The 25,473-nt window shown below is 41.8% G+C and carries 25 protein-coding genes; 24 read left to right on the forward strand and 1 reads right to left on the reverse strand.

The genetic code is table 11. The annotated features are described in order from the left end of the window. The first annotated feature begins 205 nt into the window (after positions 1-205). From tig to HYS07_03750, 16 genes are all read left to right on the forward strand, one after another. Positions 206-1,444 (forward strand): trigger factor, encoded by a 1,239-nt coding sequence (gene tig / locus HYS07_03675; protein ID MBI1870275.1) that lies wholly within the window; start codon positions 206-208, stop codon positions 1,442-1,444. Beyond that, positions 1,434-2,099, forward strand: coding sequence for an ATP-dependent Clp endopeptidase proteolytic subunit ClpP (gene clpP, locus HYS07_03680; protein MBI1870276.1), 666 nt, complete (start codon positions 1,434-1,436; stop codon positions 2,097-2,099). Before tig ends, clpP begins: the two co-directional genes overlap by 11 nt. A gap of 216 nt (positions 2,100-2,315) precedes the next feature. After that, entirely contained in the window at positions 2,316-3,596 is a 1,281-nt protein-coding gene (clpX, locus tag HYS07_03685; GenBank protein ID MBI1870277.1) for an ATP-dependent Clp protease ATP-binding subunit ClpX, read from the forward strand. Between the two features lie 47 nt (positions 3,597-3,643). Then, complete coding sequence (locus tag HYS07_03690) at positions 3,644-4,786, forward strand: alanine--glyoxylate aminotransferase family protein (protein ID MBI1870278.1); 1,143 nt, start codon at positions 3,644-3,646, stop codon at positions 4,784-4,786. Between the two features lie 82 nt (positions 4,787-4,868). After that, complete coding sequence (locus HYS07_03695; GenBank protein ID MBI1870279.1) at positions 4,869-6,452, forward strand: phosphoglycerate dehydrogenase; 1,584 nt, start codon at positions 4,869-4,871, stop codon at positions 6,450-6,452. 100 nt (positions 6,453-6,552) lie between these two features. Beyond that, positions 6,553-7,836, forward strand: coding sequence for an adenylosuccinate synthase (locus tag HYS07_03700; protein MBI1870280.1), 1,284 nt, complete (start codon positions 6,553-6,555; stop codon positions 7,834-7,836). Positions 7,837-7,973: 137 nt separating this feature from the next. Next, a complete protein-coding gene (locus HYS07_03705) occupies positions 7,974-9,836 on the forward strand; it encodes an ATP-dependent Clp protease ATP-binding subunit (protein ID MBI1870281.1) in 1,863 nt (620 codons plus the stop codon). 63 nt (positions 9,837-9,899) lie between these two features. Beyond that, positions 9,900-12,251: an isochorismatase family protein gene (locus tag HYS07_03710; GenBank protein MBI1870282.1), complete on the forward strand. Its 2,352-nt coding sequence runs from the start codon at positions 9,900-9,902 to the stop codon at positions 12,249-12,251. Beyond that, positions 12,248-13,849 (forward strand): NADP-dependent glyceraldehyde-3-phosphate dehydrogenase, encoded by a 1,602-nt coding sequence (locus tag HYS07_03715; protein MBI1870283.1) that lies wholly within the window; start codon positions 12,248-12,250, stop codon positions 13,847-13,849. Before HYS07_03710 ends, HYS07_03715 begins: the two co-directional genes overlap by 4 nt. Before the next feature lie 130 nt (positions 13,850-13,979). Next, on the forward strand, positions 13,980-14,690 hold the full coding sequence (locus tag HYS07_03720) for an isoprenyl transferase (GenBank protein MBI1870284.1): 711 nt from the start codon (positions 13,980-13,982) through the stop codon (positions 14,688-14,690). Beyond that, positions 14,691-15,524 carry a phosphatidate cytidylyltransferase gene (locus tag HYS07_03725; protein ID MBI1870285.1) on the forward strand — a complete coding sequence of 278 codons (834 nt, stop codon included), beginning with the start codon at positions 14,691-14,693 and terminating at the stop codon, positions 15,522-15,524. It abuts the gene before it with no gap. Positions 15,525-15,710: 186 nt separating this feature from the next. Beyond that, entirely contained in the window at positions 15,711-16,880 is a 1,170-nt protein-coding gene (locus HYS07_03730) for a 1-deoxy-D-xylulose-5-phosphate reductoisomerase (GenBank protein ID MBI1870286.1), read from the forward strand. Continuing rightward, complete coding sequence (gene rseP / locus HYS07_03735; protein ID MBI1870287.1) at positions 16,868-18,166, forward strand: RIP metalloprotease RseP; 1,299 nt, start codon at positions 16,868-16,870, stop codon at positions 18,164-18,166. The genes HYS07_03730 and rseP overlap by 13 nt, the downstream gene beginning before the upstream one ends. Before the next feature lie 169 nt (positions 18,167-18,335). After that, positions 18,336-20,039, forward strand: coding sequence for a proline--tRNA ligase (locus HYS07_03740; protein MBI1870288.1), 1,704 nt, complete (start codon positions 18,336-18,338; stop codon positions 20,037-20,039). A gap of 64 nt (positions 20,040-20,103) precedes the next feature. Further along, positions 20,104-20,322, forward strand: a complete 219-nt coding sequence (locus HYS07_03745; protein ID MBI1870289.1) for a CopG family transcriptional regulator — start codon at positions 20,104-20,106, stop codon at positions 20,320-20,322. 90 nt (positions 20,323-20,412) lie between these two features. Continuing rightward, positions 20,413-20,814 (forward strand): putative toxin-antitoxin system toxin component, PIN family, encoded by a 402-nt coding sequence (locus tag HYS07_03750; protein MBI1870290.1) that lies wholly within the window; start codon positions 20,413-20,415, stop codon positions 20,812-20,814. Here HYS07_03750 and HYS07_03755 read toward each other — a convergent pair. Next, positions 20,782-21,066 (reverse strand): hypothetical protein, encoded by a 285-nt coding sequence (locus tag HYS07_03755; protein MBI1870291.1) that lies wholly within the window; start codon positions 21,064-21,066, stop codon positions 20,782-20,784. The two genes, HYS07_03750 and HYS07_03755, sit on opposite strands and share 33 nt — an antisense overlap. 198 nt (positions 21,067-21,264) lie before the next feature. Between HYS07_03755 and HYS07_03760 the strand changes: the two genes are divergently transcribed. The 8 genes from HYS07_03760 to HYS07_03795 all read left to right on the forward strand — a co-directional run bounded on the left by HYS07_03760 (position 21,265) and on the right by HYS07_03795 (position 25,469). After that, positions 21,265-21,501 (forward strand): DUF378 domain-containing protein, encoded by a 237-nt coding sequence (locus tag HYS07_03760; protein ID MBI1870292.1) that lies wholly within the window; start codon positions 21,265-21,267, stop codon positions 21,499-21,501. 29 nt (positions 21,502-21,530) lie between these two features. Further along, positions 21,531-21,962, forward strand: a complete 432-nt coding sequence (locus HYS07_03765) for a hypothetical protein (GenBank protein MBI1870293.1) — start codon at positions 21,531-21,533, stop codon at positions 21,960-21,962. Positions 21,963-22,055: 93 nt separating this feature from the next. After that, positions 22,056-22,268 (forward strand): cysteine-rich CWC family protein, encoded by a 213-nt coding sequence (locus HYS07_03770; protein MBI1870294.1) that lies wholly within the window; start codon positions 22,056-22,058, stop codon positions 22,266-22,268. Positions 22,269-22,291: 23 nt separating this feature from the next. Then, positions 22,292-22,849 (forward strand): oligoribonuclease, encoded by a 558-nt coding sequence (gene orn / locus HYS07_03775; GenBank protein ID MBI1870295.1) that lies wholly within the window; start codon positions 22,292-22,294, stop codon positions 22,847-22,849. A gap of 87 nt (positions 22,850-22,936) precedes the next feature. Then, positions 22,937-23,140, forward strand: a complete 204-nt coding sequence (locus tag HYS07_03780; GenBank protein ID MBI1870296.1) for a hypothetical protein — start codon at positions 22,937-22,939, stop codon at positions 23,138-23,140. A 13-nt stretch (positions 23,141-23,153) separates the two neighbouring features. Continuing rightward, the gene (locus HYS07_03785) at positions 23,154-23,327 is read left to right on the forward strand and encodes a hypothetical protein (GenBank protein ID MBI1870297.1); all 174 of its coding nucleotides are present in this window, start codon (positions 23,154-23,156) and stop codon (positions 23,325-23,327) included. After that, positions 23,324-23,578 (forward strand): hypothetical protein, encoded by a 255-nt coding sequence (locus HYS07_03790; protein MBI1870298.1) that lies wholly within the window; start codon positions 23,324-23,326, stop codon positions 23,576-23,578. The genes HYS07_03785 and HYS07_03790 overlap by 4 nt, the downstream gene beginning before the upstream one ends. Before the next feature lie 10 nt (positions 23,579-23,588). Next, complete coding sequence (locus tag HYS07_03795) at positions 23,589-25,469, forward strand: ABC-F family ATP-binding cassette domain-containing protein (protein MBI1870299.1); 1,881 nt, start codon at positions 23,589-23,591, stop codon at positions 25,467-25,469. Positions 25,470-25,473 lie beyond the last annotated feature (4 nt).

A 25,473-nucleotide genomic window follows, 5' to 3' on the forward strand; every position in this document is an offset into this window, starting at 1 on the left:
TCCCCTTACCGAAGCCACGGATCGTCCATCGCTTTTATATACCGTCAAAATTGAGTGAGGCTTACTGAAGAGCCGTATGCGGAAAATCCGCACGTACGGTTCCGTGAGGGGCATTGAAATATATGTCTACTCGACAGGATTAGCAAGTCGGGTTTTTCTTTGAGCTTTAAACTTTGAACTTTGAACTGTTTTGTAAGGAGTTACTGTGAACATTCAAGTTGAAGATAAAAAGCCTTGTCAGAAGGCATTAAAGATTGCTCTACCGAGCCATGATTTGAAGGAAGCTCATCAGAAAGTCCTTCACGATTTTCAGAAGCAGTCTCGCGTTCCTGGTTTTCGACAGGGGAAGGCCCCGCTCAAGATGGTTGAATCTCGTTTCTCGAGTGAGATTAAGTCAGAGGTTTTAAAGTTTTTGCTTCCCAAAATTTGCCGCGATGCCTTGCACTCTGAAAAAATTCAGGCGATCAGTGATCCGGTTGTAGATCAAATTAAATATGATTTAGAAAAGGGGCTTACTTTTGAAGCGGTAGTGGATATCTTGCCTAAAGTGGATCTGCCCGAATACAAGAAGTTAGAGCTCGAAAAACCTGCCATCACAGTGAGTGAAGAAGAAATGGATAAAATGATTGAAGAATTAAAGGAACATCGAGCCCTTTTTAAACCTGTTCCCGATAAAATATTGGCTCATGACGATTATGCCGTGGTCGATTATTCAACAGTCGATCCTAAAGGTAAGAAAGAAGATCATAAAAATGCTTTAATCGCAATCACTGAAAAAGGGAAGAACGAATTGAGTGATCAATTGGTGGGGATGCAAGTGGGCGAGACACGCAAAGTCATGTTAGAAGGGCCTAAGTTGACTTTTCAAGTGACGCTGAATGAAGTGAAAGAAAAAATTCTTCCTCAGCTTGACGAAGATTTTTTTAAGGAATTTCAGGTGGCAGATCTCGAGGGCTTAAGGCTTAAAGTAAAGTCTGAAATTGAGGTTTATAAGACAAAAACAGGAGAGCAGGCCCTTCGCAATCAAGCGGTTCGGATATTATCCGATCGAGTCACTTTTGATGTTCCTTCTTCTCAAACACGTCAAGAGGTCGAGAATCTTTATTCAGAATTATTGGGACAAGTTCGCCAGGGGCTCGTTTCTCGAAAAAACTTGGAGGATCCTAAGCTTGATGAAAATCTGCATAAAGAGGCTCTTCGGCGAGTGCGGGTTTCCTACCTTCTTCATCATATTGCCGAGAAAGAGACTTTGAAAGTAGAGGATCAAGAATTAACAAATGAAGTTCTACGTATATCACAAAATGTGGGAAAATCTCCTGAGGAGGTCCGAGCGAGCTTTGAAAAGGAGAATCGCTTAGAGGTTTTAAGGTCCAGAATCACTCAGGATAAGGTGATAGATTTCATTCTTGAAAATGCTATAATAAAAACAGTCAATGGGAAGTAGAACTTTTTCTAAAGGGGTAAATAGCGATGACAAAGGAGAAGCGAAGATGTTGATTCCAATGGTAGTAGAGCAATCGGGTCGGGTTGAACGTGCGTATGATATTTATTCCCGGTTATTAAAGGATCGTATTGTTTTTTTGGGTACAGCGATTGATGATAATGTTTCCAATTTGGTGGTTGCCCAAATGCTTTTTCTCCAAACCGAAGATCCTGAGAAGGATATTAATATTTATATTAATTCTCCTGGAGGATCTGTTACGGCGGGCCTCGCGATCTATGATACGATACAATTTGTAAAGTGTCCGGTCACGACCTATTGTATTGGGCAGGCCTCGAGTATGGGGGCTCTTCTTTTAGCGGCAGGGACCAAGGGAAAGCGTTTTGCGCTTCCTCATGCAAGAATTATGATTCACCAGCCCTGGGGAGGAGCGCAAGGTTCGGCCAGTGATATTCATATTCAAGCGAAAGAAATTTTAAGACTAAAGGAAGACTTAAACAAAATTTTGGTTCATCATACGGGGCAATCGATGGAAAAAATTGTTCAGGATGCCGATCGCGATTTTTTTATGTCGGCTGAGGAAGCACAGAATTATGGACTGGTGGATAAAGTTGTCCGAGCCAGCTCCGATGGCAAGACGATGGGGGACGTTCATTGATTTATTGATTTGAATATCGATGGGTGAAATAGATGACGAACTTGTTAACTTTAAAATAAAAAGAGATAGAGAAACCTACGAGATTGCATGTATGACAAAGTAAGTAATGTCACACAAAAAAATAATACCCAACCCTTCGAGGGGCTCAAGACAGGCTCTGAGCGCGAGGGTTGGATCTAACAATAAAATTCAAAGCTTTAAAGGAATCCAATGGATATGAAAAAAAGTCCGGGCGGGGATCTTTCGGAATGCTCTTTTTGCGGAAAGGGGCAAGAGGAAGTCCGTAAATTAATCATGGGGCCTGGCGTTTACATTTGTGATGAATGCGTTAAACGCTGTGAAGATATTCTAGGTCGCGATGCCTCTTTTGCTAAAAAGAAGCAGCAAAGAGATGTTCTTAAAGTTCCTAAGCCGGGTTTTATTAAGAAAAAACTAGACGAATATATTATTGGTCAAGATCGGGCCAAAAAAGCCTTGTCCGTTGCAGTCCATAATCATTATAAGAGAATCAATCACGGCAGTGTTGAAGCGGATGATGTGGAATTGGAGAAAAGCAATATTCTTTTAATTGGGCCGACGGGGAGTGGAAAAACTTTAATGGCCCGGACGCTTGCTAGAATTTTGGATGTCCCTTTTTGTATGGCCGATGCGACCACTTTGACTGAGGCTGGTTATGTGGGTGAAGATGTCGAAAATATTTTACTCAAATTATTAATGACGGCAAATTTTGATGTGAGTCGTGCTGAGGTGGGAATTGTTTATATTGATGAAATTGATAAAATTCGTAGGACTACAGATAATGTTTCGATTACCCGTGACGTTTCGGGAGAGGGAGTACAGCAGGCCCTTTTAAAAATTTTGGAAGGGACGGTTGCCAATGTTCCTCCTCAAGGAGGAAGAAAACATCCCCATCAGGAATATATTCAACTCAATACCAGTCATATTTTATTTATTTGCGGGGGGGCCTTCATTGATTTAGATAAGGTGATTCTCCGCCGGCTTGGAAATAAGGTGATTGGTTTTGGGGCTGAGGTGAAGGCTTCTCAGGATCGGTATCGCCAGGAGGTTCTATCCTTGGTAGAGCCGGAGGATTTGATTAAATATGGTATGATTCCTGAATTTATTGGAAGGCTTCCTGTGGTTGGAGTTTTGGGAGGTTTGACAGAACATGAATTGGTTCGGATTTTAACAGAGCCTAAAAATGCCCTCGTTAAACAATATCAAAAATTATTTAGGATGGAGGGTGTGAGTCTTAAATTTTCTGATGATGCTTTGAAAGCTTTGGCGAAGGTTGCGATTCAAAAGGGAACAGGAGCTCGTGCGCTTCGGGCCATTTTAGAAGACATGATGATGGACATAATGTTTGAAATTCCTTCACGGGAGGATGTCGTGGAGTGTTTGGTTACAGAGGATGTTATCTTAAATAAAGGGTTGCCTTCCCTCACACTTAAGACAAATATAGAAATAGATAACGATTTAAAAAAACGGATTGCCTGACTCCCATAAAAAACCTTCCAGAAATAAATTAAGAGAGGTGAGTGATTATGAAAAAACAGTATCTTTTTGCGCCTGGACCCACCCCGGTTCCACCGGAGGCTCTAGAGGTGATGGCTCGACCCATCATGCATCACAGGACAGCACAATTTCGAGAGATTTTTAAAGAGGTTTCAGAATCTCTGAAAGTGATTTTCCAAACGAAAAATTCCGTTCTGACTTTTGGTTCAAGTGGAACGGGAGCGATGGAGGCTTCTGTCACCAATGTTCTTTCACCGGGTGATCGGGCCTTAGTGATTAATGGAGGAAAGTTTGGCGAACGTTTTCTGGATATCTGTAAGGCTTATGGGATTGAAGCGATTGAGATTCCTGTCAAATGGGGAACAGCTGTTCAGCCTGGAGTCGTTGAAGAAAAATTAAAAGAGCAAGGAAGCAAGATCAAGGCCGTTTATTCTACCTTGTGTGAAACCTCGACAGGGGTGGTTCATGACATTCAAGCCTTGGGAGCCATTGTTGCAAAGACACCCGCTATTTTGGTCGTCGATGCGATCAGTGGACTTGCAGCCGATGATTTAAGAACGGATGAATGGAATGTCGATATTGCCATTGGCGCCTCTCAAAAGGGTTTGATGGTTCCTCCGGGTTTAGCCTTTACGGCTTTAAGTCAGAAGGCTTGGAAAGTCGTTGAAGTGAGTGCACGGAAGGTTTTTTATTTTAGCTTTCAAGCGGCTCGAAAGGCCTTAGAGGCATCGGAAAATCCTTTTACTCCTCCGATTTCACTTTTGATGGCCTTGCGTGAAACCCTGAAAATGATCGAGAGTGAAGGGATGAATCGTGTGATTGAACGCCATGCCAAATTGGCTGAAGCAACGCGTGAAGGCGTTCGTGCTTTGGGTCTTGAGCTCTATGCTCCTCAATGTGCTTCCAATGCGGTCACAGCGGTCAAAGTTCCTCAAGGAATGGAAGGGGCAGCCCTCAATAAAAAGCTTCGTGAAAATTATGGCGTGACGGTTGCTGGAGGGCAGGGTTCTTTGAAGGGGAAAATTTTCCGGATTGCGCACTTAGGATATTGTAATTCCTTTGATGTTTTAATTGCTTTATCCGCTGTAGAAAATGCCCTGAGAGAGTTGGGTTATTCGTCCGAAAAAGGTCGAGCGGTTCAAGCCGCACAGGGAGTTTTTCAAACATCGTAATTACAAAAAATAGTCACCGGTCACCAGTAGCCGGAAACAGGAGATTGGCGATAGGGGATCCGTAACTAAAGAGGGGATTTTTATGAAAATTTTGGTTTCTGATCCGTTGGCATCGCAGGGGCTGGAGATTTTAAAAAAAGAGACGGACTTTCAGGTTGATGTGAAGACCGGTTTATCCGAAGAAGCTCTTTGTCAGATTATTTCAGATTATGACGCGATGATTGTTCGCAGTCAAACTCAAGTGACTGCAAAGCTCATTCAGGCCTCAAAAAAACTTAAGGTGATTGCAAGGGCTGGGGTTGGTGTTGACAACGTGGACGTAGAAGAGGCGACTAAGCGAGGGATTGTCGTCATGAATACCCCTGGCGGAAATACGATCTCTACCGCCGAACATACTTTTTCCATGATCATGGCACTCTCGAGAAATATTCCCCAAGCCAATGCCTCTGTTAAAAAAGGGGAATGGGAGCGCAAAAAATTTACAGGAGTTGAGCTTTGTGGGAAAACTTTAGGGATTGTAGGACTCGGTCGCATTGGCTTTGAAGTTGCTAAGCGGGCGATGGCCTTTAACATGAAGGTCATTGCTTATGATCCTTTTATCTCTCCAGAAAAAATGAGTAAGCATGATATTGAAGCTACGGGTTTAGATGCGATTTATGAAAGGTCTGATTACATTACGGTTCATACCCCTTTGACCCGAGAAACCGAAAAATTGGTGAGTACGGCCGCATTCGAAAAGATGAAAAAAGGCGTTCGAATTATTAATTGTGCCAGGGGAGGCGTGGTGGATGAGGGGGCCTTATGTCAATTTATTCAATCAGGAAAAGTTGCTGGGGCTGCCCTGGATGTTTTTGAAAATGAGCCGCCTAAGGATCACCCTCTGTTGAAGCTGGATAGGGTGATCGCAACTCCTCACCTTGGAGCTGCGACCGAAGAGGCACAAGTGAGTGTTGCGGTCGAGGTCGCCCATCAGGTGATTCAAGCCTTAAAAAAAGGGGTGATGATCAATGCGGTCAACGCTCCAGCCATGGACTCTGAGGTGATGAAGCAGTTAGGACCCTATCTTTATTTGGGAGAGAAGCTTGGACTTCTTTTGGCTCAGCTCATCACAGGCTCGATCCGTGAGATCTCTGTTCGCTATACAGGGACTGTGAGTGAGCTGGATGTTAAACCGATCTCTTTGAGTGTTTTAAAGGGAATCTTGGGGCATGCCCTTCAAGAATCAGTCAATTTTGTCAATGCCCCTCTTTTGGCAAGGGGGCGTGGCATTGAAGTGACAGAATCCAAGAGCACGATTGCTCAAGATTTTGCGGATTTGATTGCGGTTGAGGCTCGAACCGACGGGAAGGTTTATTCTATTGAAGGAACCCTTTTTGGAACTCGTAAAGAATCTCGAGTCGTTCGAATGAATGGTTATCATGTCGATGCCGTCCCTTTGGGTTATCTTTTGGTGTTGTCCAATGAAGACAAGCCTGGGCTTGTGGCTGGCGTTTCTTCCATTCTAGGTAGAAATCATATTAACATTGCAGGAATGACGGTGGGGAGAAACATTGTGGGAGGACAGGCCGTCACAGTCATGAACGTTGATAGCTCCATTCCAGAAAATGTTCTCAAGGAATTAGCCAAGGTGATTCACGTGTTGGACGTGAAAATGGTGGTGCTTTAATAAAGCAGCTAAATAGTCCATAGTCTACAATCCACTGAAATAAATGATTCCTTAAACTGTCGACCGTTGACTGTCGACCGTGGACTTATGCGGAGTATATGTGAACACAGTTTTAATCGGCGCACAATTTGGAGATGAGGGAAAAGGGAAGATCATTGATCTTTTGGCCCAGAAGTCTGACTACGTGGTTCGCTATCAGGGAGGAAACAATGCGGGCCATACGGTTGAAGTCAATGGAACCCAATTTATTTTACATCTTATTCCCTCTGGAATTTTGCATCCAGAGGTTCGGTGTGTCATTGGTCATGGGGTTGTTGTTAATCCCGCAGCCTTGCTGGAAGAGATTAAATATCTTGCTTCTAAAGGTGTTCATGTTGATGAGAAGCGTCTTTTTATCAGTGAAGGGGTTCATTTGATTTTTCCCTATCATCAGGAATTGGATGTGCTCAGGGAAAAGAGGCGAGGAAAGGACCCAATTGGGACGACGAAAAAAGGGATTGGGCCTGCCTATGCAGACAAAGCAGCTCGATCAGGGATTCGTTTGGTAGATCTTTATGATAAAGATCGCTTTTACCGCAAGTTGAAAGAGAATATCAATTTTGAAAATGAGATTTTCGAAAAAGTTTTTCATGCCCCTAAAGTTGATTTTGACCAAATTTTTGAACAGTATGTCCAGTATGGAAGGCAGTTAAAAAAATTTTCCTGTGATGTCATTGAACTTTTACATCAGGCCGTTAAAGAAAGAAAATCGCTCCTTTTTGAGGGCGCTCAAGGAACACTTCTTGATGTCGATTTTGGAACCTATCCTTATGTCACCAGTTCCCATCCTGTTTCAGCAGGGGCTTGTGTGGGAAGCGGAATCAGTCCAAAAGCGCTTGATTCCATCATGGGAGTTCTTAAGGCCTATACAACTCGTGTAGGTGAAGGTCCCTTTCCAACAGAATTTTCAGGAGAGATGCAGGACCAGATTCGTACCCAGGGAAAAGAGTTTGGGGCAACCACGGGCCGGCCCCGACGATGCGGCTGGTTTGACGCAGCTCTTGCAAAATATTCTGTTTTAATTAATGGGGTCGATTCTTTGGCCATCACCAAACTGGATGTTTTGGATGGAATGGAAGAATTAAAAATTTGTACAGGATATAGGTATCAGGGAAAGAGTTACCGCACCTTTCCTCATGATATTACGGTTCTTCGAGGTTGTGAACCCACCTATGAGGAGATGCCCGGATGGAAGGAGTCCATCAGTCATATCAAGCATTATCAAGATTTACCTTTAAAAACGCGTCAATATATTGAAAGAATTGCAGAGCTTCTTGAAGCCAAGGTTAAAATTGTCTCAGTAGGAGCGGATCGAGACCAGACAATTTTTGTAAACAGTTTTTAGGAGTAAATCTCAAGTCACTATTACCATTGCACGGTGATGATGGATCTTTACAAAATTATTGTGAAAACCGCTGTCTTTGGAACAATCTTTCGATGGAAAGTCTATCAGGGGTTTTATGAAAGAAAAGGGGTGAGGATATGAGCTTTGTTGTTAATGCTCAGAAAAGCAGAATACTTGTTGCGATAAACGAAAATTCAACTGAATTGGTTAAAGGTCCGATTGTGGGTCGAGACGACATTGTTGAAAAAGTTCAACGTTCTCTTTTACGTTTATCGCGTCCAAATATTGTGTTGGTGGGACCTAAAGGAATCGGTGTAAAAGCTGTGTTGGGTGCTGTAGCTCGTTCAATTGTGAAAGGGACCGGAATAAAGGAGTTGGATAGGTTTAAACCTATGTATTTAGATGTGACCCAAGCCGTGAACGAACATAAATTTGAGGATACCATTAACAAATTTATAGATGGGCTGTTGGAGGAGTTGGCCCAAGATAAGGACTTACTTCTTGTTATTGATTATGCAGAACATTTGATGTTTGATTTATTCAATTTTCCTAGAGGTGTAAGAATCTTTGGAGATCGATTTTATGGTTTGGTTGGCAAAAGCAAACTCGTTTTCATTGGGGGGATGAGCTCTCAATACTATAACCAGAATATTTCATTTTTTAATCAAAAATGGGGTTCAATGCTCGATTTCATTCAGCTGCCTGAGCTTTCTCCTGAAGATACTTTTCACGCGTTGAAAGAGACAATGCAAGAAAGAGAGCGCATGTATGACGTTTCTATATCGGAAGAAGTGCTCAAGTCGTGCATTTATTTATCCCATAAATATGTACAAAATAGTATTTTTCCTGCAAAGGCGATATATCTCTTAGATGAGTCCATGGCTCGCCTGAAAATGAAGAACCGATCTTCTAAGGGACTAGCGTCTGATTCGTTTTCTAATTTAAAACCGGAACTTGTCTTAAACGAGGCCATTGTCGTTGAGGCAATTTCAGATCTAACAGGCCTTCCATTGGGACAGCTATCGGTGAGTGACTTAAAACTACTGCGCGATTTCGAAGGAGACATGGTTAAACGAATCATCGGTCAGGACAAGGCAGTTAAAGCTGTTGCCCAAGCCATCCGGGCTGTAAGAGCTGGTTTTGGATGCAACAACCGTCCCGATGGAATTTTCTATTTTTTGGGACCCAGTGGCGTTGGAAAAACAGAGTTTGCTCTTTGTTTAAGTGAGGTTTTATATGGCAGACAAGATAGGCTGATCCGCATTGACATGTCAGAATTTGTAAATCCTTCAGATGTGACGAGGCTCATTGGAGCGTCTCCAGGTTATGTCGGCTATGACAAAGGCGGTGTGTTAACCGAGTGGGCGAAGAAGAACCCGATGTCAATTATTTTATTGGATGAATTTGAAAAGGCTCATCCAGGTTGTTGGGATGTCTTTCTCCAATTGTTCGACGCGGGTCGCCTTACGGACGGGCAAGGAACAACGGTCGATTTCTCAAACACCATTATCATCATGACCTCAAATATTGGCTCGGAACTGTTTTTCGATCATGTTAAGAAAATTCCCTTGGGATTTTCATCTGATGACGGCGATGTTCATGGGGCAGATTTCGATGATATTTGTCTTGAGATTCAAAAGAGGCTCAAGAATATTTTTCGGCCTGAGTTCTTGAATCGAATAGATGAAGCGGTTGTCTTTCGCCCCCTTGATTTGGCCGCTCTGGCCAAAATTGCATCATTGATGCTTAAGAAGTTTCCCGTCAAATTTTATGCGACTGACGAAGTCATACAGCACTTGGCTGTATCTGGATATGAACCTCAATACGGGGCTCGGCATCTCAGAAGGACGATTCAAAGTTTGATCATCGAACCTATTGCGAATCTTATTGTTGAAGGCAAGCTCAAGCAAGGTGAGCCTGTAAAAATTACTTTGGAAAATGGGGCCTTTCAATTTGAAAGAGTGGCAGAGTTGAACCCTGCAAACACCCGTGAATCTTAAACTTTGTGTTCGACTTAGCAATGTTGGAGTAAAATTTTTAACCCACCCGTTGGAGTTTTTGGCATGACTGAAACAGTCGATCGTCATTGCTCAATCTTGATGACCCAATGTCTTCAATGTGATTTTGTTAAACCTATTGGGCGTTTTGATTCTCTTCCCAATCTTCTCCATGTCGGTCATGAAGAGGCAAAGAGACTTTTGGGAGAAAAAATCGAAGAGGGTCCTGTTCATCGAGTGATGGACTGGGCACATTGTCACAGCAATGGGGAATTAAAAGTCATTCACATTCGAGACTGGCACGATCCAGATGATCCAGATCAGATCTCCCATTTAAAACAATTTGGGAACCACTGCCTTAAAAATTCGCAAGGAGCAGCTTTTGTTTTTCCATTGTCACCTCCAGAGTCAAAGAACGTTTCCATTGTCAGTTCTTTGACCCTGAATGATTTTCAGGGAACCGACTTGGAAAAACTATTGAATCCCTATCGTGAAAGGCCCACCCGCGTAGGCCTGATGGGTGTCTGGACAGAAGCTAAAATTACTTATCTTGCTTATGAGTTGAGGACACGGTATCCAAACTTTGAAATTGCTGTTTGTTCAGCCCTGACGGCCAGTTCTTCACGTAGCCATCATTTTTTGGCGCTTGAACAGCTTCATCGATTGCTGGGAGTGATTGTTCATGCTTCCATCGGCGAGTTTATAAAATTTCTTGGTGGAAAAGAAGATCAAATTTCTCTTCCTATTTCTCATATCTCCGATCATCCCATTCTTATGCTAGATGATGCTAGTATGGCCTTGTCTCAGACAGATCAGGCTCTTCTCAAATATCTTTTTCGGGATTGCAAAACAGTTCAATTTAAGTACTTGGACGGCGGATTTTCTGGAAACATTGTTTTGGGAACTCAGAGTGAAGATTTATACGGTCATAAACAAGCATCTCATGTGATCAAGATTGGTTCCCAGCAGATGATTGGAAGAGAGCGTGCTTCTTTTGAGAAAATTGAAACAGTTCTCGGTAACAATGCCCCACACGTTGCTGATTTTGCTGATTATAATGAGCGTGGGGCGATCAAATATCGTTATGCCTCCATGGGTGGAGGATTCTCGACGACGTTTCAAAAGATGTATTGTGCAGGTCTTTCTCTTGAGAAAACCAAGCGAATTCTTAAATTTGTTTTTTCGGAACAACTGGGACGGTTTTATCAGGCTGCAACGCGTGAGAAAGTGAATCTTTTGAAATATTACGAATATAATCTCCCAGACCTGGGCTCCCGCATCAGAAAGCGTGTAGAGGCCGTGCTCGGTTTTGAAGTCAAGGGTGAGGTGATTGATTTTTTCCATGGATCTAAAATTGCGAATATTTGCCTTTTTTATGAAAAAGAGATTCCCTTGTGTCTTCCACTTTGCGAAGGGTCTACCTATATGGCGTATGTTCACGGGGATTTGAACGGGGCCAATATCATTGTTGATGATCATGAAAATGTTTGGTTAATCGATTTTTTTCATACCCATCGTGGGCATGTTTTGAAAGATCTGATCAAGATTGAAAACGATGTTCTTTATATTTTTACCCCTGTGAGAAATGAACAGGAATTCAAGGAAGCGCTTACACTCACTGATCAGTTGCTCAAGGTAGAAGATTTGGCAGCACCACTACCCGAGTTTGATATTGGCCAGATACGAAGTCCTCAGTTTAAAAGAGCGTGGGAAACAATTCAGATACTGCGATCCTTTTATCCAAGTCTTATTCATGCGGACCGCTCTCCTTTGCAGCTTTGGGTGGGCCAGCTTCGTTATGCCATGCATACCCTCTCCTTTGATGAATCCAATCTCTGGCAAAAGAGATGGGCGCTTTATACAGGTTCGATTTGCGCCAAACTTATTTCTGATCAACTCAAACGCTCAGGTCCTCTTCGCATTGATTGGATGAACCCCGGCTACTGGGCGGGTAGATTAGGAATCACGATTCTCCCAGGACGGCGAGATTATGGACGATTTTTGGAGGATGATCTTGCGACCATAAAAAATGAGCAGGTAGGCGCTATTTTATGTCTAGTGACCCTTCTCGAGCTTCAACAGTATGGCGTTGGTGATCTTTTAAGTAATTATACAGCAAATGGGATTTCCTTGAAACATTTTCCGATCGTCGATCAACGTATTTGTAGTGCTAGAGAAATGAAGGAAGCCATTGCGTGGATTAAAAACCATTTAAAAATGGGAAAGAATGTTGTTATTCATTGCGTGGGTGGCCTTGGACGATCAGGACTGGTAGCCGCTTGTTTTCTGAAAAGTTGTGGTCTTTCAACCGATGAAGCCCTTGATGAGACTAGACGCGTACGTTCGAAAAGGGCCATTGAAACAACCGATCAGGAAGAATTTGTGAGAAATTTCGATTTTAGAAAGGGGATTTCATGAAAGAATTGAATTGGGTGAAGGCTACTCCCCAGCGGGATCCAGTCTTTTATAGGGAAGGATCAAAATATCTTGTTGGAGGGGAAATTCGGGAATGGAAAGGCGACTTGTTTGAAATTTTTTCTCCAGTATTTGAAAAAAGAGAAGGCAATTTTCAGCAAAGATTACTGGGTCGCTGTAGTTTGTTGAACTGTGATGTAGCCAAAGAAGCTTTAACGGCAGCTGTGAAAGCTTATGATAATGGCCATGGTGAATGGCCAACTGCTACGGTTGCAAAGCGCATCCATTGTACGGAAAAATTTTTAGAAAAGATGAAAGAAAAAAGAATGGATATTGCACAACTCCTTTGCTGGGAAATTGCAAAACCATGGGCTGATTCTTTGGCAGAAGTTGATCGAACCATAGATTATGCTTGGGCGACGATAGAAGCATTAAAGGATTTAGACCGGCAGTCATCTGGTTTTGTGAGAAGCAGCGGCTTTTTTGCTCAAATTCGAAGATCCCCTTATGGAGTGGCCCTTTGCATGGGGCCTTATAATTATCCTTTGAATGAAACATTCGCGACTTTAATTCCAGCGTTGATGATGGGAAACCCTGTCATTGTGAAATTACCTAGACTTGGCATGCTCTGCAATATGCCGCTTTTGGAAGCCTTTGCTGACTCCTTTCCACCCGGCGTTATTAATATTATTTCGGGCGAAGGTTCCACAGTGGTAACGCCGATCATTGAAAGTGGTCAAATCGATTTGCTGGCTTTTATCGGTTCGGCCAAAGTGGCCAATCTGTTGAATCAAAGGCATCCTCGACCCAATCGCTTGCGTTCTGTCCTGGGTCTTGGCGCGAAAAATGTCGGTATCGTTCTTAAGGATGCAGATTTAGAAATGTCTGTCAAAGAATGCCTTCAAGGGGCCTTGACCTTTAACGGGCAGCGATGTACAGCTCTTAAACTTCTATTTGTTCACCGTTCAATTGCAGACGAATTTATAGAAAAATTTTGTGAATCATTGGATGCATTAAAAGGGGGAATGCCCTTTGAGGATGGAGTTGCGTTGACCCCTCTGCCTGAAAAGGCTGCGGTGGAAAAAATGTCTCAATACGTTGATGATGCTATTCAGAAAGGAGCTAAAATTAGAAACAAATATGGAGGAGACATGGATCGAACCTATTTTCATCCGGCCGTTCTTTATCCTGTTCAAGAGACAATGCGAGTCTGGACGGAGGAGCAATTCGGTCCCGTCGTTCCTATTTCTCCTTTTGATGATCCCAATGAAGTGATTGAATATCTTGCCCGCTCGCCTTTTGGCCAGCAGGCGAGTCTCTTTGGAAAGGATTCGTTGACTTTAGGGAAATTGATTGACGCATTGGTCAATCAGGTTTGTCGGGTGAATTTAAATACACAATGCCGCAGGGGACCTGACACATTTCCTTTTGGTGGAAGAAAAGATTCTGCTGAAGGTACCTTGTCAGTAACCGACGCCTTGAGGAGTTTTTCGATACGGACCGTTGTTGCTGCCAAGAATTCAGAAGAGAATTTTAAAATTACAAGGTCCATTGTCAATGGCCGTACTTCTCAGTTTCTTTCTACAGATTATTTGTTTTGATGGGGATTGATTCTGCTATAAATATTATAATTAGCTTAGAAAGGGAGTGAAAAGGCAGTGTGAGACCATCGTTTTACAGATTTAGTTGTGCTCACTTTTATTTTGACATGACCTATAACCCTTTGTACATATGGACGATCAAATGAATATTCCTCAGCATATTGCCATCATTATGGATGGTAACGGGCGTTGGGCAAAATCAAAAGATAGTCCCCGCATTGAGGGACATCGAGCGGGGATTCATGTCGTTCGAGATATCGTTAAAGCTTGTGGAGAATGGGGAGTCAAGTATTTGACCCTTTATTCTTTTTCGATTGAAAATTGGAGGCGACCGGGGAGTGAGGTTAAGGCTCTGATGCTTCTTCTTAAAACTTTTTTAAGGAGAGAACTTCCGGAATTAATGAAAAATCAAGTTCGTCTGATGGCCATTGGGCGTTTAGGTCAATTGCCTGAGGGAGTCCAAAAAGAACTTAAACGAACAATTGAAAAAACTAAAAATAATACGGGTCTTTCTCTTGTTCTGGCCTTGAGCTATGGAGGGCGAACGGAAATTATTGATGCGACTCGCCGTTTGATGGAAGAGGCTCTTCGTAATCAAATTTCTCCTGAGAAATTGGATGAGCATCTTTTTTCAAAATATTTATACACAGCGGATATTCCGGATCCTGATTTACTGATTCGAACAAGTGGGGAAATGCGTGTTTCTAATTTTCTCTTGTGGCAAATTTCTTATTCAGAAATATGGGTTACAGATACATTATGGCCTAATTTTACGAGGGAAGAATTGAAGAAGGCCATGAGCGATTTTTCAGGACGTCAGCGAAGGTTTGGAGGAATTTAAATGTTTCAAAAGCGATTTTTTACATCGATTCTTTTGATTTTGAGCATGATTTGGGTGATCTTTTTTGCTCCGTGGCTTTTCATTTGGGGAGTAGGAATGATTCTTGTCATTCTGGGGCAGAAAGAGTTTTATCAAATGATTGACGAGAGGGGCCTTCACCCGCTTCATTTCTTTGGGATTTTTGCGGGGGTGTTTTTTTTTACGGCTCAATTGATGGCGATTCAGTATCCGTTTCTAGAAAAAAGTTTTGATCTGACGAATCTTATATTTTTTTTAGTGCTTTTTGCAACCATGATTATTGCTCTCACTCGTTTTGGAAAGGTGGCTTTTGTTCCTTCGGTTGCAACCACATTAATGGGAATTTTATATATACCCTGGCTTTTAAGTTTTTTAATTAAAATTCGTTATTTTGAGGGGGTCAGAGGGGATGTTTTTCTCACTTTTACATTGCTCGTGACAAAATCGACAGATATTTTTGCTTATCTCATAGGTTCTTTATTTGGAAAAAGGAAACTGGTTCCCATTTTAAGCCCTAAAAAAACGGTTGAGGGGGCTTTGGGAGGAATGTTTGGATCTTTATTGGCTGGTCAGCTCTTTTTTACGTTTTCAGGTGCTTCCTTACAACCTTTAAAGAGATGGGATGTATTTTCCCTAGCCATTTTATTTGGTTCTTTTTCTCAAATTGGGGATATGATAGAGTCCGCTTTAAAACGCGATGCGGGGAGAAAGGATTCAGGAAGGATTTTACCAGGGATGGGAGGGATTTTAGATCTAATCGATAGTTTGCTTGTGACGGGACCCATCATGTATTTTTGGTTAGTGCTGCGATTTTAGATGAGAAAACAGAATTTAAAAATCAAATATCAAAAATCAAAATGACAGATTAAAATTCAAAATATATCTTATGTCTAGTCTTTTGAGAAATTTTGATTTTTGATTTGTGATTTTGATGTTTGGATTTTGGTTTTTGATTTTACTCTTGATTGGAATTTTATGACAAAACAAGAACATTCAAATAGCATTAAGGGTGTATCAATTCTAGGTTCTACAGGTTCGATTGGGAAAAATACGCTTGAGGTGATTCGGCATTTTCCAAATCACTTTAAAGTGGTGGGTCTTTCTGCCCGGTCGAATATCGATTTATTAGCAGAACAAATTCGTGTGTTTAAGCCTCAAGTCGTCGCTCTGGATGATCCTCAGAAAGCCAAACACTTAAAAGAACATCTGGCGGGTATTTCGATGGATCATGGCCGATCTAAGCCAGAAGTTTTAGATGGATTGGATGGAATGAAGAAAGTAGCCTCACATCCTGAAACTCATGTGGTCATTTCCTCAATGGTCGGGGCGGCAGGGTTAATTCCTACTTTAGAGGCTGTTCATGCGAAGAAGAGAATTCTCTTAGCAAATAAAGAAATTTTGGTGATGGCTGGAGAGCCTTTTATGAAAGAGGCTCGAAAACAGGGATGTGATGTCATTCCAGTCGATAGTGAGCACAGCGCTATTTTTCAGTGTTTGGAAGGGAAGCCTCCTCAAGAAATTGCCAAAATTATTTTGACCGCTTCTGGCGGGCCCTTTCTCTATAAGAATAAAAAAGATTTAGAGAAGGTCACGGTTGAAGAAGCCCTCCAGCATCCCAACTGGAAAATGGGGCCTAAAATTACCATTGATTCGGCAACGATGATGAATAAAGGTTTAGAACTTATTGAGGCCTTTTGGCTTTTTGGTGTGACGGAACATCAATTAAAAATTTTGGTCCATCCTCAGAGCATTGTTCATTCGATGGTCGAGTTTGTCGATGGTTCCGTATTGGCTCAGTTGGGGGTTCCTGATATGAAACTTCCCATTCAATATGCGCTCAGTTATCCGGCGAGGTTGAATGGACCTTCTCCGCGTCTTGATTTGGCTAAAGTAGGAACACTGACTTTTATGGAGGTAGAACCTGAAAAATTTCCGGCGATTCAATTGGCCCGAACGGCTTTGTCAAAGGGCGGAACACTTCCGGCCGTTTTAAATGGGGCCAATGAAATAGCCGTGTCGCGGTTTTTAGAAGGGGGAATTCCTTTTTTACAAATTACACAATTGGTCGAGGATGTTTTGGAAGCTCATCATAATCATTTGCATCCTAACCTCATGAACATTCTAGAGGCAGATCGGTGGGCACGAGAGGAGGCCTTAAAATGGAAGCGATAATCGCAAAATTTTTCTTTTACATCGTGGTCCCTGCTTTTGGATTGGGGATTGTTGTTTTCGTTCACGAGCTGGGCCATTTCCTTGTTGGAAAATGGTCTGGCATTCAGGTCTTAAAATTTTCAATTGGATTTGGCCCTAAAATTTTTTCCTGGAAGAGGGGTTCGACTGAATATTGCCTCTCTTGGCTTTTTTTTGGAGGTTATGTGAAATTTTTAGGGGACGAACTTCAGGAAGAAAATGCTCGAAAACTTGAGGGGGGATATTATTCCGTTTCTCCTTTTAAGAGAATGCTCACCTGTGTAGCAGGGCCAGGCATGAATCTTGTTTTTGCCTTTTTGGTTTATTGCGCTATTTTTGTCATGGGACGTCCCATTCCGGTCGATGAAAAATCAACCGTCATTGGAAATGTTCTTGAGAACTCCCCAGCGGCGAAAGCTGGAATAAAATTAGGCGATCAAATTAAAGAAGTAGATCATCAACCCATCTCCAGTTGGAAAAAATTAACAGGAATGATTGCCCTTTCCTCTCATGAACAAATTCATTTAACTATTTCGAGAAAGAATAACACTTTAGATGTGGTCGTGAAGCCAAAAATGGACGCGAAAAAAGGGGTTCGTCTCATCGGAATTTCAAAAATGGAAAGCATTAAAATCGACCAACTAGAAAAAGGAGGACCCGCTGAAAGGGCAGGACTTCAAAGCGGCGATTTAATTCTAGGCGTTTCTGGGGAATCTGTTTACCAATGGGAGTCATTTATTGAAAAAGTTCAAGCGAGCCATGGAAAGGAAATTTCAATCGAAGTGGACCGTGGAGGCGAGAAAAAGACATTGACGATTCAGCCTCGTTGGGATAACGATTCAAAGCGATTCCTGATCGGTTTCTCGCGAGGGATGGATTTTGTTTATGAATATATTAATCCTTTTCTTGCCATGAAAGAGGATATCCTCAATATTTTTCAAACTTTGCATGCCCTTTTTGCAAGAACAGTTTCGCCCAAAGGATTGGCAGGACCCGTGGGCATTTTTATGATGATCGGGGCTTTTGCCCAAGTCGGATTTGTTTATTTTTTAGGGTTTATGGCCTTGATCAGTGTTAATTTAGGGGTCTTTAATGTTCTTCCCATTCCGGTGCTTGATGGGGGACATATTCTTTTTAATATGATTGAGCTCATTTTTGGAAAGCCTTTACCCCAAAAAGTATTGATCTGGATTCAAAATGCCTTTGTGGCTGTTTTGATCAGTTTTATTTTGTATGTGACGTATCAGGATTTGATGAGATGGAGGTAACGAAAGTTGAAAGTGTAATGTGTAATGTGTAATGTGTAAGGTGTAAGGTGTAATGTGTAAGGTGTGATGTGTAAGGGAAAAATCAGACTTATGAATTTTTAAACTTTTATCTTTAAACTTTACACATTACACATTACACATTACACTTTCAACTTTTAACTGTCTTTATATGCGCTGGACTCGAAACTTCATTCCAACTTTAAGGGAGTCTCCTCAAGAGGCTGAGATTCGCAGTCATCGATTGATGATTCGTGCGGGCCTTATCCAAAAACTTGCAGGGGGGCTCTATACCTTTTTACCCTTGGGTTTGCGCTCCCTTCGTAAAGTGGAAAAAATTGTCCGTGAGGTGATGAACAATCATGGGGCGATTGAAGTTCTGCTTCCCATTCTTCAACCCAAGGAAATCTGGACCCAGAGTGGACGTTGGAATGTGATGCGGGATCTGATGCTGGTTGCCAAAGATCGGCAGGATCGTTCATTTGTTCTGGGCCCCACACATGAAGAAATTATTACCGATCTTGTTTCTAAGCGGATTAAATCCTATCGAGATCTTCCAAAGAATTTTTACCAAATTCAAACAAAGTTTCGGGACGAGATTCGGCCACGCTTTGGTTTAATGAGGTCTCGAGAATTCCTCATGAAGGATGGATATAGTTTTGATGCAACAGATGAGACCGCCCAAAAGAGTTATTGGAATATGGTTGAGGCTTATCAGGAAATTTTCAAGCGATGTGGGTTTAATTTTATTATGGTTGAAGCGGATACGGGGGTGATGGGCGGGTCCTTGAGCCATGAATTTATGGTGCTTGCCGATACAGGTGAGGATGAGCTTTTTGTTTGTAAAGGTTGTGGGTATGCAGCGAACCGGGAGTTGGCCCTGCGTCATTGCGTTCCATCTTTTTCAAGTGCTTCTTCAAAATACGAAGAGGTCCAGACTCCTCACATGAAAAGTGTGGAAGGGGTGAGCCGTTTTTTAAAAGTTTCCCCTCAGCAATTAATTAAAACCCTCATTTACGAGATGGATAGAAAACCTCATGCCATTTTAATTCGAGGGGATGTTGAGGTGAATGAAGGGAAATTGAGGCGGCTCTTTAAAGGGGCTTCCGTTGAATTAGCCTCTGAAGAAAAAGTCTCTCAAGTGACAGCTTCTCCCGTTGGATTTGCAGGCCCTCTCGGGTTGAAAGGAATTCCGCTGGTAGCCGATTTAAGCGTGAAAGGGCTTCGAGATGCTGTGACAGGAGCCAATAAAGCGGACACACATTTTATCCATGTGGATTTGGAAAGAGATTGCTCGATCGATGCTTTTCAGGATTTAGGTTTTCCGAAAAATGGAGATCTCTGTGGAAAATGCAAGGCTCCTTTTCAGGTTTTAAGAGGGATTGAGGTGGGTCATGTCTTTAAACTGGGAACAAAATACAGCGCCATTCTTGGCGCAAATTATTTGAATGAACAGGGAACTCAGCTTCCTTGCGTCATGGGTTGTTACGGGATTGGGGTTTCAAGATGTCTGGCCGCTTTTGTAGAACAGAATTCGACCGAGAATGGGATTTTATGGAATCAGGCCTTGGCCCCTTTTGAAGTCTTAATTTCTCCTCTTTTGATGGAGGTCGGAGAAATTGTAGAGGCAGCAGAAAAATTATATAACGACTTAAAATTAAAAGGGATGGATGTTCTTTTGGATGACCGCAAAGAACGACCGGGGGTTAAGTTTAAGGATGCAGATTTGATTGGTTTTCCCATTCAAGTGGCCCTGGGGCAAAAATTTCTTGAGACCCGTTCTCTCGAGGTTCATATCCGCCCCAGGCAAAAGGTTGAACACATTCCGATGGATTCAATCGTTTCTTACCTTGAGGGAATGATTCGAAGTCTGTAATGTAGAAAGCATGCGAACTTGACAAAAGAGAATAACTGTAATAGATTTTATTACAGGAGCAAGTATGAGACAGACCATTACGATTAGCATTCCTAAAAATATCAAGAAGGCCTTAGATCACTTGGTTTCGGAAGAAGGGGTTTCAAGAAGCGATGTGGTGCGGGATTCTTTGCGAGACTACCTTTTCGTTCATCAGTTTCGATCTCTTCGATCTAAGATGATGACCCAGGCTCGTGAGAAAGGGATTTATACGGACGAAGATGTTTTTAATAAAGTTTCATAAACCTTCTGTTTTGCCTCGTAACGCTTATTCTTCTTTTTTTGTTCATTGAACTTCAGTATTGAGGTTCAATATATTCCTTAGGGGTACGGCTTGAGAATTGTTTTTGATACCCATGTTCTTATCGCAGCTTTTATTTCTAAAGGGGCTTGCTCTGAGCTTTTTGAACACTGTGCTCGTCGCCATCGTTTAGTGAGTTCAGATTTTATTTTAGGAGAATTCAGTCGAAATCTTGTCAAAAAATTTGGGATTTCCTCATTACAGGCTTCTAAGGCGATAAGACTTTTAGAAAGTCGAATAGAGAAGGTCATTCCTTTATCTCTGGAAACAAGTGCATGCCGAGACTCATCGGATATTCACGTGATCGGCACAGCTCTGGCAGGTCAATGTCATTGCCTTGTTACAGGGGATAAAGATTTGCTTGTTTTGAAAAAGTTTCGCCATGTAGATATCATAAGTCCCTCAGGTTTTTGGAAGTATGAAAGTGGGGTATAAAAAAGGATTGAATATTTTTTTGACTTCCTTGTTTGCATGAACCCAAATAATTCTCTTGATCCGGTACTTCTTCCTTAATCTCTCAATCACCTCCGGCAATGTCTTTCCTTCAAAGGTGTTCCCTGGATATACACCCAATCCCAGAGGAATCCCTTCCTGATCAATCCACAATCCCAGCACCCCTTGTGTGCAATCATTCCTCTTTTCCTTATCATTCGCATCTGACCGAAGATCAAATTTTAATACTGCCATCGGGACTTTCTAGAATCCCTTTGGCAAAATCAGCTTTTTTAAAAATCATGAGAACTTTTGGCTGGAAAACTGAAGTATGACCCAATCCTGTCGGATAAAACTCAAAGATAGATATTTTCTTTATTTTAGGATATAATTAAAAAACTTTTCTCACAAAGAGAGAAGGACAATTCAACCATGTTCAACAAGGAGGAAAATATGAAAGGCCGTTGTCCGCTGTGTAAGATTTTTGGGCTTCTTTGTATGATTGGGGCTGTAAATTGGGGATTAATTGGTGCTTTTAATTTCAATTTGGTGGCAAAGTTGTTGGGAGATATGACGCTGATCAGCCGTGCAGCGTATATCCTGGTGGGGATTTCAGGGTTATTGGGCTTGATTGGTTTTGTTAAAGAATGCCCTGCTTGTTGTAAAAAAACGGGTGATTCTGGAAAATAGTTTAATAAAATAAAAAAAGGAGTAGTTCGATGAAAAGCTTTTTTAAAGCAGGTTTAGCGATGTTTTTGGCATTAGGGATCGGTTTATCATCACAAACTTTTGCCGATGATAATAATCAAGATCCAGGTCCAGGGGTCGAGAATTCTAATCCGACAGATCCCATTGTGGGTCCTCAAGGAAATAAACCTCCCATGGAACAATGGCTTGATGACACCGGTCGTAGAGCGGAGTTTGATACCGATGGAGATGGGAAACTGAATATTCAAGAAAGAGCCAGTGCTTGGAAGGCCTATTTACAGGAAAATCCACCTCAACGTCCTCAAGGTCAAAATCCATTAGGCCAGAGATTGGGTGGAGGGAGTCGTCCTCCTTTCAAGAGACCGAATCCCCCGATGTTTCAAGCCCCCCAACCTCCTCAAGGAGATGGAGAGAATACTCAAGATCAGGGAACTCAGAACTAAACTGAGCGTTGGTTTTTTAGTTTCAAATGGGGTCTCTTGAAATGTGACTACTATCAATCGCATTCAGGAGGCCCTTTTATTTAGGCCCATGTTATGGAATTTTCTAAAACCAAGATTAAAATATGTCCGAGGTGTAAACGCTCCTTTTCTTGTCAACAGGAAGAGGGATGTTGGTGCTCAAAATTGAAGTTCTCTAAGGAGATTCTCGAAAAAATTCGTGCGGCTTATTCCGATTGTTTATGTGAGTATTGTTTAAAGGGGCTTTTAATAAGTTCTCATAGTAAGAATGACCAACTTCCCTTATAATAAACCCCTTAGAAAGGGGTTTTATGCATCAAACAAAAAATAAAACCAACATGGTCTGGATCGATATGGAAATGACCGGACTTGATCCGGAAAAGGAACGGATCATTGAAATTGCAACGCTCATTACCGATAAAGATTTAAATCTTTTAGGAGAAGGACCCAATTTGGTGATTCATCAGGATGCGAAAGTTTTGGATGGAATGGATGAGTGGAATCAAAAGCATCATAAGAAGTCGGGCTTGTTAGATCAGGTTAAAAATTCCCAAATGACGGTCAAAAAGGCTGAACGATTGACGTTGGGTTTTATTAAGAAATTTTGTCTTCCTAAAAAATCACCGCTTTGTGGAAATGCCGTTCATCATGATCGCCGATTTTTAATGAAGTATATGCCCTCTTTGAGCCATTATCTTCATTATAGGCATGTCGATGTGAGTACACTCAAAATCCTTATTCATGGCTGGTACCCTCAGGATAAAAAGAAATTTCCTAAAAAATCGGATGCTCATCGTGCTTCAGATGATATTCGCCGATCGATTGAAGAACTACGCTTTTATCAAAAGAATTATTTTATTCAACAGTGAAAAAAAGGGGTGAGTCGTGAGGGGTGAGTCGTGAGTAAAAAATAAACTTTTTTAAATCTTATGAGATTTTATTGTGTTTTATTTTTGATGATTGAATTCCTTATTCTCTTTAGTCTTCAAAGCCCCGCAGGTCAAAATTCTGATGAAGTTTCTTTTGATGATGTCTATGATCAGGGAGCACAGTGGGTTGAAGACCCTGTGCCGGACGAAATTCTTGAAGAAATTCAAATTCCTTCCAAAGAGGATTGGAGGATTTTCTGGAGAGAGGTAGAGCGGGTCCTTCATTCTTAAAACATTGAGGACTTTGGCTGCGTATAATGCAGGGGCGGGTAGGGTGGCAGAGCTTCTTAAGAAGCGTCATGCCCATACGTTTGATACCATTGAAGATGATTTGCCTTTGGAAACACAGATGTATGTACCAAAAGTTTTGGCGATTGTGTCCTTACGTGAGAACATGGATTTGGAGAATATAAAATGATTCAGGAAATAGGTTTAGTTGCAGCAGTGATATTGCCGTTATGGAATGTTCCACTGATTGTTCGTATCATCAAAAGAAAATCCTCCAGGGATATGAGTCTTTACTGGGCAGGGGGCGTTTGGATCTGCCTTGTTTTGATGGCCCCCTCTGGTTTTGTTACTGGAGATAGGGTCTGGCGGGTATTTAATGTGGAAAATTTTTTCTTTTTTAGTTGTGTTCTTATAACCATTCTTATTTATCGTAAACGCTGATGATTTCATTATGCCAGCCCAACTTCAGATTAAAAATGCTTTTAAACAATACGGTCCTCGTGTCATCTTCGATGATGTCAATGCCTCTTTTTCTACGGATCAAAAGATAGGTGTCATTGGGAGAAATGGGGCAGGGAAGTCTACGCTTTGTAAAATGATTACGGGTCAAGAAGAGATGGATCAGGGCAATCTTTGTAAGAGTTCAGATCTTCGCTTGAGTTATCTTGAGCAGCATGATGCCTTTGATCCCCAAGAAACCGTGCTCGGTTTTCTGACACGCTATACCCAAAAAGAGGAATGGGAATGTGCCAAAATGGCATCCCGATTTCATCTCAAACATACGTCTCTTAATCTTCCCATTGGAAATTTACCAGGCGGGTATCAGACGCGAGTTAAACTTGCGGCCATGCTCTTACCAGAGCCTAATTTTCTGATTCTGGACGAACCTACGAATTATTTAGATTTAAATACGCTGATTCTATTAGAGAATTTTTTGCTCAATTTTGACGGAGGATTTTTGATTGTTTCTCATGACCGGGAATTTTTGAAAAGAACTTGTACCCATACCTTAGAGGCAGAAAATGGGAATTTGGTTTTTTATCCAGGCAACGTGGAGGATTATTTAATGTTTAAAAGTGACCAAAAAAACCAAATTGTGAGCTATAACAAGACAGTTGAGACGAAAAAAAAGCAGTTACAGAACTTCGTCGATCGTTTTAAGGCGAATGCTTCAAAGGCGGGCCTTGCTCAATCAAAAATGAAATTGATTGAAAAGCTTCAAACGATTGAGGTGGGTCGTTCGGCCGGTCACGTGAGAATTAGAATTCCTCCAGTTGATCAAAGGCATGGCGTTGCCTTGAAATGCCACGACCTTGCCATTGGTTATCCTGAAAAGCTGGTAGCAGACTCGATCAACTTTGATATTGATCGAGGTTCCCGCGTGGCGGTATTGGGGGAGAATGGACAGGGTAAAACAACTTTTTTAAGGACGTTGGCGAATGATCTTTCTCCAAAATCTGGAGAATACCGCTGGGGCAATCATTCCAAAATTGCTTATTATGCCCAGCATGTGTTGAGCATGCTTGATTCTGAAGACACAGTCTATCACCACCTCAAAAAAATGGGAGCTGAGGGAGTCACCCATCAAGATTTATTAGATCTTGCCGGGAGCTTTCTTTTTAAAGGAGATGAAGTTGAAAAAAAGGTTGCGGTGTTAAGTGGAGGAGAACGAGCGAGATTGTGTCTGGCAGGACTTTTGGTGAGTAAGAGCAATATTTTGTTATTGGATGAGCCGACCAATCACCTTGATTTTGAAACGGTGGAGGCCTTGGGAAATGCCCTCCATAAATATCATGGCACCGTCTTTTTTATTAGCCATGACCGTACCTTTGTTCACTTAGTTGCGACCCAAATTCTTGATGTTAAGCGTGGTAAAATTGTGCGTTATCCTGGGAAATACGATGAATATGTCTATGCCCTTGAAAAGAACGCTAGGCAAGAATTCAATGAGGAGGAAGAGGAGGATCAAGAACAGGATGCCTCAAAAGAGATAAAACCTATTTCTGAGATTTCAAAATCTTCATCTCTTCCTCAAGAGGGAAAAATTGAATCACAGCCATCTCTAACGTATCTTGAAAGAAAGTCGATAAAAGCAGAAATTAAAAAACTAGAAAAGCGTCTTCAAGGGATTGAGGAAAATTTAAATGGACATCGCAATGAAAAGGAATCCATTTTAAAACAATTTGCTGAGAATCCTAGCAGTTGGACGAGAAAACTCAATGATCATCTTGTTATTGTAGGTAAGCTCATTGAGGAACAAGAAACAATCTGGTTAAACCTTCAGGAAAAATTTGAAAAATTGAAAAATGTTTTGGGAAATGAAAAGGGATAACGAT

It is taken from the genome of Chlamydiota bacterium (assembly GCA_016178055.1).
Taxonomy (GTDB): Bacteria; Auribacterota; JACPWU01; order JACPWU01; family JACPWU01; genus JACOUC01.

Bases quoted from the DNA above. Each gene is read 5' to 3' on its own strand.
- HYS07_03690 (MBI1870278.1), top strand. From the start codon at position 3,644: ATGAAAAAACAGTATCTTTTTGCGCCTGGACCCACCCCGGTTCCACCG.
- HYS07_03725 (MBI1870285.1), top strand. From the start codon at position 14,691: ATGTTTCAAAAGCGATTTTTTACATCGATTCTTTTGATTTTGAGCATG.
- HYS07_03780 (MBI1870296.1), top strand. From the start codon at position 22,937: ATGATTGAATTCCTTATTCTCTTTAGTCTTCAAAGCCCCGCAGGTCAA.
- HYS07_03765 (MBI1870293.1), top strand. From the start codon at position 21,531: ATGAAAAGCTTTTTTAAAGCAGGTTTAGCGATGTTTTTGGCATTAGGG.
- HYS07_03740 (MBI1870288.1), top strand. From the start codon at position 18,336: ATGCGCTGGACTCGAAACTTCATTCCAACTTTAAGGGAGTCTCCTCAA.
- HYS07_03705 (MBI1870281.1), top strand. From the start codon at position 7,974: ATGAGCTTTGTTGTTAATGCTCAGAAAAGCAGAATACTTGTTGCGATA.
- HYS07_03770 (MBI1870294.1), top strand. From the start codon at position 22,056: ATGGAATTTTCTAAAACCAAGATTAAAATATGTCCGAGGTGTAAACGC.
- clpX (MBI1870277.1), top strand. From the start codon at position 2,316: ATGAAAAAAAGTCCGGGCGGGGATCTTTCGGAATGCTCTTTTTGCGGA.
- HYS07_03710 (MBI1870282.1), top strand. From the start codon at position 9,900: ATGACTGAAACAGTCGATCGTCATTGCTCAATCTTGATGACCCAATGT.
- HYS07_03715 (MBI1870283.1), top strand. From the start codon at position 12,248: ATGAAAGAATTGAATTGGGTGAAGGCTACTCCCCAGCGGGATCCAGTC.
- rseP (MBI1870287.1), top strand. From the start codon at position 16,868: ATGGAAGCGATAATCGCAAAATTTTTCTTTTACATCGTGGTCCCTGCT.
- HYS07_03790 (MBI1870298.1), top strand. From the start codon at position 23,324: ATGATTCAGGAAATAGGTTTAGTTGCAGCAGTGATATTGCCGTTATGG.
- HYS07_03760 (MBI1870292.1), top strand. From the start codon at position 21,265: ATGAAAGGCCGTTGTCCGCTGTGTAAGATTTTTGGGCTTCTTTGTATG.
- HYS07_03745 (MBI1870289.1), top strand. From the start codon at position 20,104: ATGAGACAGACCATTACGATTAGCATTCCTAAAAATATCAAGAAGGCC.
- HYS07_03720 (MBI1870284.1), top strand. From the start codon at position 13,980: ATGGACGATCAAATGAATATTCCTCAGCATATTGCCATCATTATGGAT.
- orn (MBI1870295.1), top strand. From the start codon at position 22,292: ATGCATCAAACAAAAAATAAAACCAACATGGTCTGGATCGATATGGAA.
- clpP (MBI1870276.1), top strand. From the start codon at position 1,434: ATGGGAAGTAGAACTTTTTCTAAAGGGGTAAATAGCGATGACAAAGGA.
- HYS07_03755 (MBI1870291.1), bottom strand. From the start codon at position 21,066: ATGGCAGTATTAAAATTTGATCTTCGGTCAGATGCGAATGATAAGGAA.
- HYS07_03795 (MBI1870299.1), top strand. From the start codon at position 23,589: ATGCCAGCCCAACTTCAGATTAAAAATGCTTTTAAACAATACGGTCCT.
- HYS07_03695 (MBI1870279.1), top strand. From the start codon at position 4,869: ATGAAAATTTTGGTTTCTGATCCGTTGGCATCGCAGGGGCTGGAGATT.